This is a genomic window from Paenibacillus sp. VCA1 (genome assembly GCF_031583795.1).
GTDB classification, from domain to species: domain Bacteria; phylum Bacillota; class Bacilli; order Paenibacillales; family Paenibacillaceae; genus Paenibacillus_AQ; species Paenibacillus_AQ albilobatus.
The window spans coordinates 20,218-36,201 of sequence record NZ_JAVLSX010000021.1; the positions used below are offsets into that span (position 1 = coordinate 20,218).

16 protein-coding genes are annotated in these 15,984 nt (G+C 53.1%); all 16 read left to right on the forward strand.

Going from position 1 to position 15,984, the window contains the following annotated elements:
- Positions 1-179: 179 nt before the first annotated feature.
- On the forward strand, positions 180-464 hold the full coding sequence (spoVG, locus tag RJP21_RS28935; RefSeq protein ID WP_036712730.1) for a septation regulator SpoVG: 285 nt from the start codon (positions 180-182) through the stop codon (positions 462-464).
- A 120-nt stretch (positions 465-584) separates the two neighbouring features.
- A complete protein-coding gene (gene glmU / locus RJP21_RS28940; protein WP_397386302.1) occupies positions 585-1,967 on the forward strand; it encodes a bifunctional UDP-N-acetylglucosamine diphosphorylase/glucosamine-1-phosphate N-acetyltransferase GlmU in 1,383 nt (460 codons plus the stop codon).
- Between the two features lie 129 nt (positions 1,968-2,096).
- A complete protein-coding gene (locus RJP21_RS28945; RefSeq protein WP_160045434.1) occupies positions 2,097-3,050 on the forward strand; it encodes a ribose-phosphate diphosphokinase in 954 nt (317 codons plus the stop codon).
- Positions 3,051-3,144: 94 nt separating this feature from the next.
- Positions 3,145-3,705 (forward strand): aminoacyl-tRNA hydrolase, encoded by a 561-nt coding sequence (gene pth, locus RJP21_RS28950; RefSeq protein ID WP_160045435.1) that lies wholly within the window; start codon positions 3,145-3,147, stop codon positions 3,703-3,705.
- Between the two features lie 88 nt (positions 3,706-3,793).
- Positions 3,794-4,024 (forward strand): anti-sigma-F factor Fin, encoded by a 231-nt coding sequence (gene fin, locus RJP21_RS28955; protein WP_160045436.1) that lies wholly within the window; start codon positions 3,794-3,796, stop codon positions 4,022-4,024.
- A gap of 170 nt (positions 4,025-4,194) precedes the next feature.
- A complete protein-coding gene (mfd, locus tag RJP21_RS28960) occupies positions 4,195-7,719 on the forward strand; it encodes a transcription-repair coupling factor (protein WP_310862299.1) in 3,525 nt (1,174 codons plus the stop codon).
- Complete coding sequence (locus RJP21_RS28965; RefSeq protein WP_310862300.1) at positions 7,706-8,815, forward strand: peptidylprolyl isomerase; 1,110 nt, start codon at positions 7,706-7,708, stop codon at positions 8,813-8,815. The genes mfd and RJP21_RS28965 overlap by 14 nt, the downstream gene beginning before the upstream one ends.
- 237 nt (positions 8,816-9,052) lie before the next feature.
- Complete coding sequence (spoVT, locus tag RJP21_RS28970; RefSeq protein ID WP_310862301.1) at positions 9,053-9,595, forward strand: stage V sporulation protein T; 543 nt, start codon at positions 9,053-9,055, stop codon at positions 9,593-9,595.
- 136 nt (positions 9,596-9,731) lie between these two features.
- Positions 9,732-11,378, forward strand: a complete 1,647-nt coding sequence (locus RJP21_RS28975; RefSeq protein WP_310862302.1) for a putative polysaccharide biosynthesis protein — start codon at positions 9,732-9,734, stop codon at positions 11,376-11,378.
- Between the two features lie 96 nt (positions 11,379-11,474).
- Entirely contained in the window at positions 11,475-12,965 is a 1,491-nt protein-coding gene (gene yabN, locus RJP21_RS28980; protein WP_310862303.1) for a bifunctional methyltransferase/pyrophosphohydrolase YabN, read from the forward strand.
- A gap of 277 nt (positions 12,966-13,242) precedes the next feature.
- Positions 13,243-13,515, forward strand: a complete 273-nt coding sequence (locus RJP21_RS28985; protein ID WP_160045442.1) for an HU family DNA-binding protein — start codon at positions 13,243-13,245, stop codon at positions 13,513-13,515.
- A gap of 1 nt (position 13,516) precedes the next feature.
- Positions 13,517-13,795: an RNA-binding S4 domain-containing protein gene (locus RJP21_RS28990; RefSeq protein WP_160045443.1), complete on the forward strand. Its 279-nt coding sequence runs from the start codon at positions 13,517-13,519 to the stop codon at positions 13,793-13,795.
- Between the two features lie 158 nt (positions 13,796-13,953).
- A complete protein-coding gene (gene yabP / locus RJP21_RS28995; protein ID WP_160045444.1) occupies positions 13,954-14,235 on the forward strand; it encodes a sporulation protein YabP in 282 nt (93 codons plus the stop codon).
- Complete coding sequence (gene yabQ, locus RJP21_RS29000; RefSeq protein ID WP_310862304.1) at positions 14,232-14,816, forward strand: spore cortex biosynthesis protein YabQ; 585 nt, start codon at positions 14,232-14,234, stop codon at positions 14,814-14,816. Before yabP ends, yabQ begins: the two co-directional genes overlap by 4 nt.
- A 58-nt stretch (positions 14,817-14,874) precedes the next feature.
- Positions 14,875-15,237 (forward strand): FtsB family cell division protein, encoded by a 363-nt coding sequence (locus RJP21_RS29005; RefSeq protein WP_160045446.1) that lies wholly within the window; start codon positions 14,875-14,877, stop codon positions 15,235-15,237.
- 126 nt (positions 15,238-15,363) lie between these two features.
- Positions 15,364-15,849, forward strand: coding sequence for a S1 domain-containing RNA-binding protein (locus RJP21_RS29010; RefSeq protein ID WP_036712758.1), 486 nt, complete (start codon positions 15,364-15,366; stop codon positions 15,847-15,849).
- Positions 15,850-15,984: the final 135 nt, after the last annotated feature.

Here is a 15,984-nt window from a genome sequence, read left to right on the forward strand (position 1 = left end):
TGACGAAATTTGTCGATTCGAACATTTTGGAAACGAATAGTTCCGAAGTCTGTCGACAATCTCATTTCTATAAAAAAATTCCTGAAATTAGGACATTTTGTTGCTCCAAAAAAGAGGATTTTGAACTGCTGTGTGGAATTATACACCAAGTCTCTGATGGAAAAAGGTGGTGAACACACATGCAAATTACGGATGTCAGACTCCGCCGAGTCAACTCTGAGGGGAGAATGAAGGCAATCGCGTCCATTACCATTGATAACGAATTTGTGGTTCATGATATTCGGGTAATCGATGGCAACAATGGAATGTTCGTTGCTATGCCGAGCAAGCGCACTCCTGACGGGGAATTCCGCGACATCGCCCATCCGATCTCTTCCGGTACACGGGAGAAGATCCAAACGGCCGTGCTGGCGGAATATGAACGCGCTGCCAATGAAGAAGAAGTGATTGAGGAAGGCGCTTAAGGTTCACAATTGGGGTTCAAGGAAAAGAGAGCCAGACTTATGGCTCTCTTTTCTTTTTGCGGAGAATACGATATATTCTTAAATGAGTTTAAGAGTGGGAGGTCAAGATCCTTGAAAAGAATGGCGATTGTTCTTGCCGCAGGGCAGGGTAAACGAATGAAATCAAAACTGTACAAAGTGCTGCACCCCGTCTGTGGAAAACCTATGGTAGGGCATGTGCTTGATACTGTAAAAGAAGTCGACTGCGAGCGCAGCGTCGTTATCGTAGGCCATGGTGCGGAAGCCGTCCAATCTTATCTGGGTGAGGCCGCTGAATACGTGCTGCAGGAGCAGCAGCTCGGAACGGGCCATGCCGTAAAAATGGCAAAGGATCTCCTAGGATCGGAACAAGGCTCAACGATCGTCATTTGCGGAGATACGCCGCTTGTTACTCCGGAAACGCTGAAGGCGCTGACCGAGCTTCACGAAAGCAACAAGGCGGCAGCAACCGTGTTAACGGCATATACGGAAAATCCTAAAGGGTACGGACGCGTCATCCGCAGCGAGAACGGAAGCGTTCTGCGCATCGTGGAGCAGAAGGATTGCTCGCCGGAGGAAGATGCTGTACGAGAGTTTAATACAGGCACGTATTGTTTCGATAATGCCAAGCTTTTTGCGGCACTTGATAAAGTAACGAACAATAACGCGCAGCAGGAATACTATTTAACCGATGTGATCGGAATTATGGTCGGCGCAGGCGAAACGGTTCTTGGATACATGACCGAGGATTACGCCGAATCGATCGGCGTGAACGACCGTCTGGCTCTTTCCGAAGCCGAACGTTTGATGCGCGAACGCATCAACAAGCGCCATATGCTGAACGGAGTAACGATTATCGATCCGACGTCGACCTATATTGGCGCAGATGTCAAGATCGGCTCCGATACCGTGGTTCATCCAGGTACGGTACTCAAAGGGCATACCGTTATCGGCGAAGACTGCGAAATCGGTCCGCAAAGCGACATCAATGATTCGGCCATCGGCGACGGCGCCGTTATTAAGCATTCCGTGCTCGATCAGGCCGAAGTCGGCAGCCGTACGACCGTCGGTCCTTTTGCATATCTGCGTCCGAAGGCTCAGTTGGGCGAAGACGTCAAGATCGGCGATTTCGTGGAGATTAAAAATGCGAAAATCGCCGACGGTTCGAAAGTTTCGCATCTTAGCTACATCGGCGACGCGGTCGTAGGGAAAAACGTCAATGTCGGCTGCGGTGCGATAACGGTCAACTACGATGGGTATAATAAATCCATAACGGAAATCGAAGACGATGCTTTTATCGGCAGCAACGTGAATTTAATCGCCCCTGTGAAGGTTGGAAAAGGTGCTTACGTGGTTGCGGGATCAACCATTACGCATTCGGTCCCTGAAAACGATCTGGCCATCGCCAGAACGCGCCAGGAGAACAAACCTGGATACGCTGAAAAAATCCGTGCCCGCGCAAAGGCAAAAAAAGACAAGCAGTAGCATTCGCGCCAAAAGGATGATTAAATAGTAATAGAGGATTAATTCTATTTTCCCAAACCAGCATCATTGTTCAAACGGCAATGGAGACAGGCATGAATTCAATGAACCAGCACGGAGGGTTTTTATTTTATGACTTATTGCGATTCGAAACTCAAAATTTTTACTTGTAACTCCAATCCGAAGCTCGCGCAGCAAATAGCCGATTATATCGGGATTCCGATGGGCGACTCCCACACGACAAGCTTCAGCGACGGCGAAATCCAGGTGAAGCTGAACGAGAGCGTCCGCGGTTGCCACGTGTACGTGGTGCAATCGACCTGCGGCCCGGTCAACGACAATTTGATGGAGCTGCTGATCATGGTCGATGCGCTGAAACGCGCCTCCGCCAAAAGCATCAACGTCGTGATTCCTTACTACGGTTATGCGCGTCAGGACCGGAAAGCGCGTTCCCGCGATCCGATTACGGCGAAGCTGGTCGCTAACCTCATTGAAAAAGCGGGAGCGCACCGCGTCATCACGATGGATTTGCACGCGATGCAGATTCAGGGATTTTTCGATATCCCGGTGGATCACCTGCTCGGCGTGCCGATTTTGGCCCAATATTTCCGGTCGAAGCAGATCGAGAATCCCGTTGTCGTATCTCCGGACCACGGCGGCGTCGTGCGTGCGAGAAAGCTGGCGGATTTCCTGAACGCGCCGCTGGCGATTATCGATAAACGCCGTCCGGAACCGAACGTCAGCGAAGTCATGAACATCATCGGTAACATCGAGGGCAAGACTGCGATCCTTATCGACGACATCATCGATACTGCCGGCACCATTGTCCTCGGCGCCAACGCGCTGATGGAAGGCGGGGTCAAGGAAGTATACGCATGCTGTACGCACCCGGTATTCTCCGGCCCTGCGATGGAACGCCTTGAAAACTCTCCGCTGAGTGAAGTGATTGTGACGGATACCATTCCGATCACGCACCCTGACCCAAGCCAAAAAATCAAAGTGCTTTCGGTAGCTCCGCTTATGGGCGAAGCGATTATCCGGGTTCATGAAGAACTGTCGATCAGCAAGCTGTTTGAAATCGAATAAATGGATGGCGACGAAAGAGGGTTATGTTTTCCGCGAGAGAAGGAAAATATAACCCTTCTCGCCATATACCCCCGTATGGAGGAATGGAAACGAAATGAAATGGATTGTCGGATTGGGGAATCCCGGTTCAAATTATGAAAAAACGCGTCATAACGTCGGTTTCATGATGCTTGACGCTTTGGCGAAGCGCCATGGAATCAAATTCGGACCAAGCAAATGCAAGGCTTTGATCGGCGAAGGGTTTATCGGCACCGAAAAAGTCGTGCTGATCAAGCCGATGACGTATATGAATTTATCGGGCGAAGCCGTTCGTGCTTATATGGACTATTACAAAGCCAAAGTCGAGGACATGATCGTCGTGTATGACGATTTGGATACGGAAATCGGCAAAATCAGGCTGCGGTACCAGGGCAGCGCCGGCGGCCACAACGGCATCAAGTCGATTATCCAGCATACCGGAACGCAAACGTTCAACCGTATTCGCATGGGCATATCCCGTCCGGAGCCCGGTTTTGCCGTCGTGGATTACGTGCTGTCCGCGTTTCCGAAAAAAGAAAAGGATCTGCTCGAAAGCATGATCGAACGCGCCTGCGATGCGGCGGAATTCAGCCTCGACCATACCTATGAGCAAACAATGGCCAAGTTTAACGGCTAAAGCCCGGGGCATGCTTTCCTAAAACAGGGCTAAACCGAGCGCAGGGCGGGCATAATGAGGGTATAAAACACCTTCAGGAGGCATATAGATGGCTATAAATTATATCTGCCGGCACTGCCGAACCCAGCTCGGGAGTCTTGATTCGTCTTTGGTGACCGACGCGCAGCTCGGTTTTCATTCCTTGACCCCTGCGGAACGGAGAGATATAATAGCGTATGATTTAAGCGGAGACGTTACCGTCAAGGTCATTTGCGATTATTGCAGGGAAGCGCTGGAGAACAATCCGGAGCTGAGCCTAATCACAAATCCGCTCCAATAAATATACTAAAGGGGATACCCGATGTATCGGGGCCTCGGCAGTTTTGCTGAGGCTTCTTTTCGGTATTCCCTGAGCGTGCCTATTGGCAAATTTTTCAGTAAATCGGATTTTAAATATCGATAGGATTTTTGCGAAATCCGTAAAATGTTAGCATGAGAGAGGTGCCCCTTTTGTTACAAGCACTAATAGAAGCGTTTTCCAAAGATCCGGATTTACAATCCGTTATCGCCGGCGTGAAGTCCGGCATGAAGGAACAGCTGGTGTCAGGGCTGTCCGGCTCCGCACGGCAGATGATGCTGGCGGCATTGGTCGAGGAAGTCAAGCGGCCGATGCTGATCGTCACCCACAATATGTTTTCTGCGCAAAAAATCGCGGAGGATTTACAGGAAGCGCTTTCTTTGGATCGCGTGCTGCTTTATCCGGCCAACGAGCTGGTAGCTGCCGAATCCGCGGTATCCAGCCCCGAAACGCTGGCCCAGCGGATCGACGTGCTGATGAAATGCGCCCAAGGTTTTAACGGAATTGTCGTGGCGCCGTTTTCCGGCGTCCGGAGATTTTTGCCTGCTCCCGAAGTGATGGGCGGCTCGCAAATCCGGATCGAGGACGGCGGGACGCTGAACGTCGAGGACTTCATGCTGCGCATGATCGAAATGGGATATGAACGCGTGGAACGCGTCGAAAGCAAAGGCGAAATGAGCCTGCGCGGCGGCATCGTCGATTTCTACCCCATGACATCAGAGCTGGCCTACCGGGTGGAGCTGTTTGATGAAGACGTCGATTCGATCCGGACCTTTGATCCGGCGGACCAGCGTTCCATCGACAAAGTGAAGGAAGTAACGATTACGCCTTGCAAAGAGATTATTGCGGACCGGCAACGTTTGGTTCAAGCCGCGGAAGCCGCCGGACATTTGCTCGAGGAGCAGCTCGGAAAAATGACGGACCGTCAGGCCAAGCTTCGACTGACCGAAGAGATGAACCGGGAGATGGAGCTTTTGCGCGAGCATGTCTATTTTCCGGAAATCTATAAATATATTTCGCTTCTTTATCCCGAGCGCAAGACATTGTACGATTACATGCCGAAGGACACCTTACTGATTCTGGATGAGCCCGCCCGCCTGTTGGAAACGGCAAGACAACTGGAGCGCGATGAGGCCGAATGGAATCTGCATTTGCTTCAGAACGGTAAAACGTTGCCGCAGCTGCATCTATCGGTGGAAAACGAAGCGGTGCTCTATCACCGTCCTTTCCAGACGATTTTTATGTCCATATTCCTGCGCCAGGTGCCGCACACCCAACCGCAAAACATTTTGAACTTCATCAGCCGCGGCATGCAGGATTTCCATGGACAGATGAACGTGCTCAAATCGGAGATGGAACGGTGGCATAAATCCGGCGTCAAGGTCATTATGCTGGCGAGCGGCGAGGAACGTCTGGAGCGGATGCGGCGCGTGCTGCAGGATTACAACATCGAGGAGCCAGTCATGATGCAGGGCAACCTGCAGACCGGCTTCGAAATGCCTTCGATCCATCTCGCGGTTATCACCGAAGGCGAAATGTTCTCGCAAAAGCAGCGCAAAATCCGCAAGCACGGCAAAAATATGGACAATGCCGAACGCATTAAAAGCTATACCGAGCTGAAGGTCGGCGACTATGTCGTTCACCAAAACCACGGGATCGGCAAGTACATGGGCATCGGCACGCTGGAAATCAACGGCATCCATAAAGACTATATGCACATTTTATATGCCGGCGGCGACAAGCTTTCCGTACCGATCGAGCAGATCGATCTGATCCAGAAATACGTCGGTTCCGAGGACAAGGAGCCTAAAGTATACAAGCTGGGCGGCAACGAGTGGAACAAAGTCAAAAGCAAAGTCCATTCGTCGGTACAGGATATCGCGGATGACCTGATCAAGCTGTATGCGGAACGTCAGGCGACGCCGGGATATGCGTTCGAAAAGGATACGGCGGAGCAGCGCGAATTCGAGGAAATGTTCCCGTATGACGAAACCCGGGACCAGCTGCGGGCCATTGAAGAAATCAAAAAGGACATGGAGAAAAACCGTCCGATGGACCGGCTTCTTTGCGGCGACGTGGGCTACGGCAAAACCGAGGTTGCGATTCGTGCGGCCTTTAAGGCGGCGATGGAGGGCAAGCAGGTAGCGGTGCTCGTTCCGACGACCATTTTGGCGCAGCAGCATTACGAGACGTTTCGCGAACGTTTTTCCGGATACCCGATCAACATTCAAGTGCTTAGCCGTTTCCGTTCCCGCAAGGAGCAGAACGAAACGATCAAAGGAATCCGCCAGGGCACGGTCGACGTCGTCATCGGCACGCACCGCCTGCTGTCCCAGGATCTCGTGTTCAAAGATTTGGGACTGTTGATCGTGGACGAGGAGCAGCGGTTTGGCGTGACCCACAAGGAAAAGCTGAAAAAGCTGAAAACGAACGTGGATGTGCTGACCTTGACGGCAACGCCGATTCCGCGCACGCTCCATATGTCGATGCTTGGCGTCCGCGATTTGTCGGTCATCGAAACGCCGCCGGAAAACCGGTTCCCGGTGCAAACCTATGTGGTGGAGCACAGCCAGACGCTGGTTCGCGAAGCGATCGAGCGGGAGCTCGGGCGCGGAGGCCAGGTGTATTATCTGTATAACCGGGTACAGGGCATTCAGGAGATGGCGAGCCAAATCAGCGCGCTGGTGCCTGATGCCAGAGTCGGCGTAGGCCATGGCCAAATGTCCGAATCGGAGCTGGAAAAAACGATCCTCGACTTCCTGGACGGCGAATACGACGTGCTTGTCAGCACAAGCATCATCGAAACCGGCGTCGACATCCCGAACGTCAACACGCTGATCGTGCATGATGCCGATAAGATGGGCTTGTCCCAGCTTTACCAGCTGCGCGGACGCGTCGGCCGGTCCAACCGGATTGCGTATGCTTATTTTACGTACCAGCGGGACAAGGTGCTGACGGAAGTGGCCGAGAAGCGCCTGCAGTCGATCAAGGAGTTCACGGAGCTCGGTTCCGGCTTCAAAATCGCCATGCGCGACCTGTCCATCCGCGGCGCGGGCAATCTGCTCGGGGCGGAGCAACACGGTTTTATCGCGTCGGTCGGCTTCGACCTCTACTCGCAAATGCTGGCCGAGGAAATCAAAAAACGGAAGATCAGCGTGCTTGGCGAGAAGGAAGAGCCGTCAAAATCCTGGAATACCGTCATCGACATCGGGATCGACGCTTATTTGCCCGCGGATTATATCTATGACAGCATCCAAAAGATCGAAATTTACAAAAAAGTGGCGGCCGTCGGCACCTTCGCCGATGAAAAGGAGCTGGAAGACGAGCTGCTTGACCGGTTCGGGGAACTTCCCGAAGCGGTGGTCAACCTGCTTGCGGTGGCCCGTTTGAAAATATACGGCAAAATGTGCGGCATCGACTCGGTTACCCGGCGCGGCGACGATCTGATGCTGAAGTTTTACGAAGGCCAGGAGAAAAAAATCAGCAACGCAAAACTGGCCCAGGTTGGCAATCAGTTCGAAAGACGTGTACAATTTGAGCAGGAGTCTCATTTGTTGATCCGCATCAAAGGCAAGGGACTCGACGACAAGCAGCTGCTGGGTTTGCTGGAGAACTTTCTGGCTGCCATCAGCGAGCTGTTTAAATCGAAGGAGGAACTTCAGGATGTCGTTCAATAACAGGAAGGCATGGAAAGCGATCCTGTTCACGGTGATCTCGGCCATGATCCTTTCCGTACTGACTGCCTGCGAAAAAAGCGATTCCGCGAGTCCGAAAGACAAGGCGGAAAACAACGATACGAGCAAAGTGGTGGCAACCTACAAGGGCGGCAAAATCACGGCGAAACAGCTTGAAACCCAGAAAAAGATCATTTCTTTCACGTCTCCGGAGAATGCCCAGCTCGTGAATCTCGGTTATTTTCAGGACTTTTTGGTCAAGCAGATGATTGCGTTCGACTATTTGAGCGGCAAGGCGGCGGACTCCTCGAAAAAAGAAGGGGAAAAACAAGCCGACCAGCTGATTGAGCAAAATAAAAAAAATATGGGCGACGAGCAGTTCAAAAAAGAGCTGGCGGCCCAAAACCTGAAGGAAGAAGACCTGCGGAATTATTTGGTCAAGACGATGACCGCGATGGAAGACATGAACAGCAAGGTCACGGAAGACGAGATCAAAAATAAATTCGAGGCCAACAAGCAGGATTACACCGTCGCGACCCTTCATCATGTGCTGATCGGTTTGCAGTACGGCGACAAAAAGGAACGCACCAAGGAGGAAGCCCTCAGAATCGCCAAGGACGTCAAATCCCAGCTGGACAAGGGAGCGGATTTTGCGGAAATCGCCAAAACATATTCCGACGATTCGGCGACCAAGGAAAACGGCGGGTTGTACGAGAATTTTACGGTCGGCCAGTACAACATCAACGGATTCAAAGAGCAGGTGTTGACGCTGCCGCTGAACAAAATCAGCGATCCGTTCGAAACGACGCTCGGCTACCACATCGTGAAGGTGGATTCCCGTAAGGAGACCACCTTCGACCAGCTGACCAAGGAACAGAAGGAAATCATCAAATACAATTTGGGCGCCGCCAAGATCGACAATTTCATTCAAAACCAGCTCAAAGACATTATTCAGAAAATCGATCTGCCAAAAACGGATGCGAAGCAGCCGGAGGACAGCGCGAAGAAGGAGAAGACCGGTTCGGAAGCAAAGGACGGGAAATCTCCGCAGCCTTACACGGAGAAAGTCGAGAAGGCTGAAGGCACAAGCGGAAAATGACAAGGCTTAAGCGGCATCAAACGCGGAGAAATCCGCGTTTTTTCGTGCCGAAAAACCGGGATGGAACCGGCGGTACAATCTGTATCGGACCGCAACTATTCATTCCAAGATCATGTATAAGGAAATGGGAAAGGATGAATACTATGGTCAGATATCACACTTATATTACTGGGACACACATCTTCCCATCCGAACAGTAGTTGAAAAATCTTCTCGAGAAAGCGGGGCAACATGTCAATGAAAGCTACTGGAATAGTCCGCCGTATTGATGACCTGGGCAGAGTGGTCATCCCAAAAGAAATTAGACGAACACTGCGTATCCGCGAAGGAGATCCGCTTGAAATTTTTGTAGACCGCGATGGTGAAGTGATTTTGAAAAAATACTCCCCGATCGGAGAGCTTGGCGATTTTGCCAAGGAGTATGCCGAATCCCTCTACGAAGGCACAGGGCATACCACCATTATTTCCGACCGGGATACCTATATTGCGGTAGCGGGCGGCTCCAAAAAGGAGTATCTGGAGAAACCGATCGGCACTCCGATCGAAAACTGTATGGATAATCGCAAAACGCTGCTTGAGACCGGCGGCGGCAGCTACGAAATTACGAAGGACCATCAGGAAACGCTGTCATCTTTCGTGGCCGCGCCGATCGTTTCCGGCGGCGACCCGATTGGAGCAGTCATTCTGCTCAGCAAGGACGACTCGGTCAAAATGTCTCAGCTCGAAATCAAAATGGCTGAAACCGCGGCTGCATTTCTTGGCAAACAAATGGAGCAGTAATAACGGCACACTCCCGCTTCGGGGCTGCATCGTCAGCCGCACCGGACAAGCGGGAGTTTTTATGTGCGCGTATTCCCAGGTATAATGAAGAGAAGCTTTAAGGCTGCATAAACTTGGGAGAAGTAGGGAAACAGGCATGAAGGAACCGGGGACATCCTCGAAAATACTGCAAGGGGCGTTTGTGCTCGGCATCGCCATGGTGCTTTCGAAGCTGATCGGAACGCTGCAAAAGATACCGCTGCAAAACATGGGCGGGGACGCCGTTTTTGGTATATACAATACCGTTTATCCGTTGTATACGTTGATCATCACGGTGGCGCTGGCCGGATTTCCGTCGGCGATCGCCAAGTTCGTCGCGGAGGACGCGGCGCTGGGCGGGCACGCCCGGAGCAGGCAAGTCATCCGCATCGCCTCCGCCGCGTTGATCTGTTCAGGCGTGTTTTTCGGTGCCGCCGTTTATTTCGGCGCGCCTTTCATCGGCATGCTCATCGGCAACCAGAGCGTCGTTCCGGCGCTGCGGGCTTCCTCGCTTGCGCTGCTGTTCGTCCCGCTGATGACCGGGCTCCGGGGCTTTTTTCAAGGCTACCAGAACATGATGCCTACAGCGGTATCGCAGATCGCGGAGCAAAGCGCGCGTGTCGCGGTGATGATCGTTCTGCTCGTTTATTTGACGTCGGCGGGGGCTTCTGCAGAGACGATTGCCGCAGGAGCGCTTTTGGGTTCGGCTGCCGGCGGGGCCGCAGGCCTGCTTGTCATGGGTGGATACTGGAGGGGGTATGCCCGGAAAAGCAAGCATTCGGGAGGGGCACAGGCGGAAACCCATGCCAAGAAGGAGCGGCTCCGGCGGTCCGGAGGCCGTTTGTTGATGGATCTGCTGAAATATGCCCTCCCGGTGTGCCTCGGTGCGCTCGCCATTTCGCTCGTGAACCTGGCGGACACGTTTACCATGCCGCGACTGCTGAAAAGCGGCGGGGCCGGCGAAGCGGGGGCGATGGTTCAGTTCGGCATATACAACCGCGGCATGCCGGTGGTGCAGCTGGTGACGATGCTGGCGACCTCGTTGTCGGTGTTGTTCATCCCGGCGTTGGCGGAAGCGAAGGCGACCGGCGACAAGCGGCTGATCGCCGAACGGTGCCGTCTTTCGCTGCGCTGGTTCTGGCTTGTCGGCATGGCCGCGTCCATCGGGATCGCGGTGCTGGCCGGGCCGATTAACGTCGCGCTGTACGAGGACGGGACAGGCACCGGCGTCATCCGCTGGATCGCCTTCACCGCTGCGGGCAGCGCGCTGAGCATCATTTCCGCCGCCCTGCTGCAGGGCCTTGGCGTCGTAAAAGCGCCGGCGCTGCACCTGCTGGCCGCGGCGGCGGCAAAGACGCTGCTGAACCTGCTGCTTGTTCCGCAGCTGGGCATTGCCGGCGCGGCCATCGCCAGCGTCGCCGCGCATTTCCTGGCCGCAGCGCTTAATATCGCGCTGCTCGCCCGCACGGCCGGCCTGCGGATCCGGGCAGGCCGGGCAATCGCCAAGCCGGCGGCGATTCTCGCCGGCTTGGCGCTGGCGGCGGGCGCCGCCATGCTCGCCGCGGACGCTTTGCTGTCCGCGCTCGGGCTGCACGCCCGCCTGACGGCCGCCGCGGCCAGCCTTGCCGGGGCCGCGGCCGGGGGCGCCGTCTTCCTCATCGGCGCCGTCCAAACCCGCCTGCTCAGCGAGCAGGAGCTGCGCATGGTGCCCAAGGTCGGCGCTCCGCTCGCCGACCTGCTGCGCAAGCTGCGTCTCTTGGCATAAGCCATGGAGCCGATATTTTTTCTGCTATAGAGCCATGATATAGTATAGCTACTACCAAATACCGGAAGAATGGTAAATAGAGCGGGGGAATGAAGGATGAGTGCATCCATAACCATCGTCGGCCTGGGTTCGGGGAATCCGGACCGCTTAACGGTCGGCATCGTGAAACAATTGCAGCAGGCGTCCGAGGTGTACGTCCGGACGAAGGAACACCCGATGATGTCCGTACTGGACGAGCTGAAGGTTGCGGTTCGGTCTTTTGACTATATTTATGAAGCGAAGGATTCGTTTCCCGAAGTATACGCCGCAATCGCGGAGGCTTTGATAGAGAAGGCCGCTTCCGGTTCGGACGGCAGCGTTATCGTTTATGCCGTGCCGGGGCACCCGATGGTGGCCGAATCCACCGTGCAGCTTCTCCGCGACCGCTGTGCCGGCGAAGGGATCGGTCTGAGCATTCTCGGCGGAGAGTCCTTCCTGGACGAAGCGTTCGTCCGCCTTGGCTTCGACCCGATCGAAGGTTTTCAGCTGCTCGACGCGAGCGGGCTGAACGCAAGCTTTCTCCAGCCGCAGCTGCATACCGTGATCGGACAAGTATATGACGCTTTTACGGCTTCCGACGTCAAGCTTGCGCTGATGGAGCTGTATCCGGACGACTACACGGTCATTGTCGGCCACGAGCTTGGCGTGGAAGGGCAGGAGCGGATCATGCGGGTTCCGTTGTACGAGCTGGACCGCGTCGAGGGCTACGGCAATTTGTCGCTCGTCTACGTGCCAAAAAGCGAGGATGATATGCTGCGCCAGCGGACCTTCGCCCGACTGCACGAAATCGTCGGCATTTTGCGAAGTCCCGAAGGATGCCCTTGGGACCGGGAGCAGACGCACGAGTCGATCCGCAAAAACCTCATCGAGGAAACGTATGAAGTACTGGAAACGATCGACGAAGACGACCCCGAGCATATGCAGGAAGAGCTTGGCGACTTGCTGCTTCAGGTGATGCTGCATTCGCAGATGGAGGAGGAAATCGGCACCTTCAGCGTTTTTGACGTCATTCAAGGGCTGAACGACAAGCTCATTTTCCGTCATCCGCACGTGTTCGGCAAAACAGAAGCGGAGGATGCCGAAGCGGCGCTGCAAAATTGGGAGCAGATGAAAGCCGAGGAAAAACGGCGCAAAGGCATCGATCCGGAAGAGGCTTCCGTGCTGGATGGCATTCCGAGGGATCTGCCGGCGCTCATGAAAGCATACAAGCTCCAGAAAAAGGCCTCCAAGGTCGGTTTCGACTGGGAGCGGATCAGCGACGTGTTCCTCAAAATCGAGGAGGAACTGGCCGAGCTTCGCGAAGCCGTCGACAAAGGGTTTTCCCGGGAAGAACAAATCAGCGAGCTTGGAGACCTGCTCTTCGCCGCGGCCAATGCCGCACGCTTCCTGGATGCCGATCCGGAGGAGGCTTTGTCCAGAACAAACCGCAAATTCGTCCGCAGGTTCCGTTATATCGAGGAACGGCTTAGAGCCCAAGGCAAACATATTCAGGAAAGCACGCTCGAAGAAATGGACGCCATTTGGCAACAGGCGAAAAATCAGGTATGATAAGGATTCGATCAGCCTAAAAGGTCTGCGCTGCACCGCAAAAATCAACGTCAATTTGAGAAAGGTACGCCGAATCGACGTTTTATTACAAGGATTTCCTCGGGAATCTAAATTTTTGACGGAATCAGGCAGGAATTTTGGCATTACACCAAGAATAATGATACGCATGAAGGATTTTGCAAAAATCCTAACATGAAGAGGCGTCCGCATTGCCGCATGTTCTGCGTCGAGGACGCGCCTATACTTATTTTTTTGTATATTGGGAGGATAATAATTTATGAACAAGACAGATCTGATCAACAACATCGCGACTAAAAGCGGCTTGACTAAAAAAGACGTGGAATCCGTACTGAACGGCTTCCTGGGCGAAATCACCGATGCTTTGGCAAGCGGCGACAAAGTGCAGCTGATCGGTTTCGGCACGTTTGAAACCCGTAAACGTTCCGGTCGTACCGGCCGCAACCCTCAAACCGGCAAAACGATCGAAATTCCGGAAGCTAACGTACCTGCGTTCAAAGCAGGCAACAAGCTTAAAGAAGCCGTAAAATAAGATGCGCGTCGACAAATTCCTGAAGGTATCCAGGCTGATCAAACGGCGTACCGTAGCCAAGGATGTCTCGGATCAAGGGCGGGTTCTCATTAACGGCCGAGAAGCGAAGCCCAGCAGCACGGTGAAGGTCGGCGACGAAATTACGGTTCAGTTCGGACAGAAGCTCGTCACCGTAAAGGTGGAGCGCCTGGCCGAAAGCACCCGTAAGGACGAGGCGGCAAGCCTGTACTCCTTGGTCAAGGAAGAACCGATCGCAAAAGACAACGGTTTGAATTGGTAACCCGAAGCACGTTATAGTCCGCATATAAAAAGCACCCTCCGGATTCGTTCCGGCGGGTGCTTTGCTTTTTCCCGCGAATCAGAAAGAAGCGCCTGCGTCCTGGTTCTAAACTGCATTCCCCGCCCATAAGCTATTGGTAAGAAGGAGGGGTACATGCCATGATCGAGCCAGCCAAAAACAAGCAGCATGAGCTGCATATGCTGAACCGCAAGCAGCTGAATTTGACGGGAGTCCATAACGTGGAAAGCTTCGACAGCGAAGAGTTTCTGCTGCACACCGAACTTGGGCACCTGAACATTAAAGGACAGAATTTACATATCAAAAATTTAAGCCTTGAAGAAGGCCTGCTCTCCATTGAAGGCATGGTCCATTCCCTCATTTACCTGGATCCCGGTTCCCACGGCAAAAATAAGGGAATGCTCGGCAAGCTGTTTAAATGAGCCCGCAAATTCAATGGATTACCCTGCTCTGGATGCTTTTTTCGGGAGCAGCGATGGGACTGGCCTATGACAGCTACCGGGTGCTGTCGGGCCAGCTGCATTTTCCAAGGTGGACCCTTCATGTTTTGGACCTCCTCTATTGGTGCGGCGCCGCTCTTTTTGTGTTCAGAATGCTGTATGTCAGCAATTACGGGCAGCTCAGGTTTTATGTGTTCGTCGGTCTCTTTTTGGGAGTATGGTTGTATTTTTTATTCTTAAGTGTTACAACCCAGCGTTTTGTGGTAATGTTAATAAAGGCGGTGCGTTATTTCATCGACGTGCTGAAACGGCTTTTCAGGCTGCTCGTATGGTCGCCGATCCGGATGCTGCTGAAGCTGCTGAAGGGACTGGCCCTCATGCTCGGCGGAATTGCAATGTTCGTTTTTCGCGTTGTGCTGAAGCTGCTGCTGCCGTTCTGGAAGCTTGCGAAATGGATGCTCAGGCCGATCACCTCGAGGCTGCGGATGCCCAAGTGGCTTGACAAGCTATGGAACCGGCTCGTTCTTCTTTGGGAAAAATGGTTTTCGGAGAAGAAGGAATAGAGGATTTGATAGCATCTTCTAGAAATATATGTAAAAAATGCGCGCAAAGGAGGAACCCATGGGAAAATATGCTGCCAATGAACGAGCACGCACGCAAACGGCCAAAACGAAACAGGAAACCAAAACCGTCCAGAGCGCCGGCGCGCGGAGGCGGATATGGATCTGGGCTTCCTTTATGATCGTATTTATGGGATGGGCCATTATCACCATCTTTTCCCAGCAATCGCAAATTGCGGACAAGAGTGCCGAGCTGGCGAAGAAAAAGCTGGAGCAGCAAAGCGTGGATCAAAATAAGGAACAGCTGAAAACCGACGTGAAAAGACTCAACGATCCGGAATATATCGGACAGCTGGCACGCAAAAACTATGGAATGTACAAACCCGGGGAAACCCCTATCCATATCGAGGAAACAGGCCCGTAATATAGGCGCGGAACTGGGTTATTACTCAGTTGACCTTGGTTAATGCTTTATGTATAATCAAATCACCACAGCGAAGGTTTGACTCAAATCTTGTTGTATATTTTTAAGGGAGGATCATTTTATTCTATGGCAATCGAAGTGGGCACCAAGTTAGAAGGCAAGGTGACAGGTATAACGCATTTTGGAGCATTTGTGGATCTGTCAGGAGGTGTCACGGGTCTCGTTCACATCTCGGAAATCGCCGATAATTACGTCAAGGATGTCAACGATCACCTGAAAATTAACGATGTTGTTACCGTTAAGGTGATCAATGTCGACAAGGACGGCAAAATCGGACTTTCCATCAAACAAGCTGTTGATAAGCCAGCATCGGAAGCTCGGCCTCCAAGAGGACCAAGACCGGAGCGCACCGGCGGCGGAAATGGAGATCGGTTTGGCGGCGGTGGAGGCTTTAATCGTGAACGTGGAGGACGCCCATTCAAGCCTGCGGCCAGCAAAACTTCGTTTGAGGATAAAATGTCACGTTTCCTGAAAGACAGCGAAGAACGCATTTCTTCGATCAAGAAACATACGGAATCCAAGCGCGGAGGACGCGGCGCAAAACGCATGTAAATGAACTAAACGCCGACTTGGCGACACTTTATAAATGAAACGGCCCCGTTCGGAGGCCGATAATTCCCTTTGCAATACGGGAAAAAGAATAAACCGCAGCAGGTTCGAGCCTGCCGCGGTTTTTTTGTCGCTTCC

Excerpts from the sequence above, each read along its gene's own strand:
- yabQ (WP_310862304.1), top strand. The coding sequence starts at position 14,232 with ATGAGCCCGCAAATTCAATGGATTACCCTGCTCTGGATGCTTTTTTCG.
- yabN (WP_310862303.1), top strand. The coding sequence starts at position 11,475 with ATGAGTGCATCCATAACCATCGTCGGCCTGGGTTCGGGGAATCCGGAC.
- RJP21_RS28990 (WP_160045443.1), top strand. The coding sequence starts at position 13,517 with ATGCGCGTCGACAAATTCCTGAAGGTATCCAGGCTGATCAAACGGCGT.
- RJP21_RS29010 (WP_036712758.1), top strand. The coding sequence starts at position 15,364 with ATGGCAATCGAAGTGGGCACCAAGTTAGAAGGCAAGGTGACAGGTATA.
- RJP21_RS29005 (WP_160045446.1), top strand. The coding sequence starts at position 14,875 with ATGGGAAAATATGCTGCCAATGAACGAGCACGCACGCAAACGGCCAAA.
- glmU (WP_397386302.1), top strand. The coding sequence starts at position 585 with ATGGCGATTGTTCTTGCCGCAGGGCAGGGTAAACGAATGAAATCAAAA.
- spoVG (WP_036712730.1), top strand. The coding sequence starts at position 180 with ATGCAAATTACGGATGTCAGACTCCGCCGAGTCAACTCTGAGGGGAGA.
- RJP21_RS28975 (WP_310862302.1), top strand. The coding sequence starts at position 9,732 with ATGAAGGAACCGGGGACATCCTCGAAAATACTGCAAGGGGCGTTTGTG.
- yabP (WP_160045444.1), top strand. The coding sequence starts at position 13,954 with ATGATCGAGCCAGCCAAAAACAAGCAGCATGAGCTGCATATGCTGAAC.
- RJP21_RS28985 (WP_160045442.1), top strand. The coding sequence starts at position 13,243 with ATGAACAAGACAGATCTGATCAACAACATCGCGACTAAAAGCGGCTTG.
- RJP21_RS28945 (WP_160045434.1), top strand. The coding sequence starts at position 2,097 with ATGACTTATTGCGATTCGAAACTCAAAATTTTTACTTGTAACTCCAAT.
- spoVT (WP_310862301.1), top strand. The coding sequence starts at position 9,053 with ATGAAAGCTACTGGAATAGTCCGCCGTATTGATGACCTGGGCAGAGTG.
- pth (WP_160045435.1), top strand. The coding sequence starts at position 3,145 with ATGAAATGGATTGTCGGATTGGGGAATCCCGGTTCAAATTATGAAAAA.
- fin (WP_160045436.1), top strand. The coding sequence starts at position 3,794 with ATGGCTATAAATTATATCTGCCGGCACTGCCGAACCCAGCTCGGGAGT.
- RJP21_RS28965 (WP_310862300.1), top strand. The coding sequence starts at position 7,706 with ATGTCGTTCAATAACAGGAAGGCATGGAAAGCGATCCTGTTCACGGTG.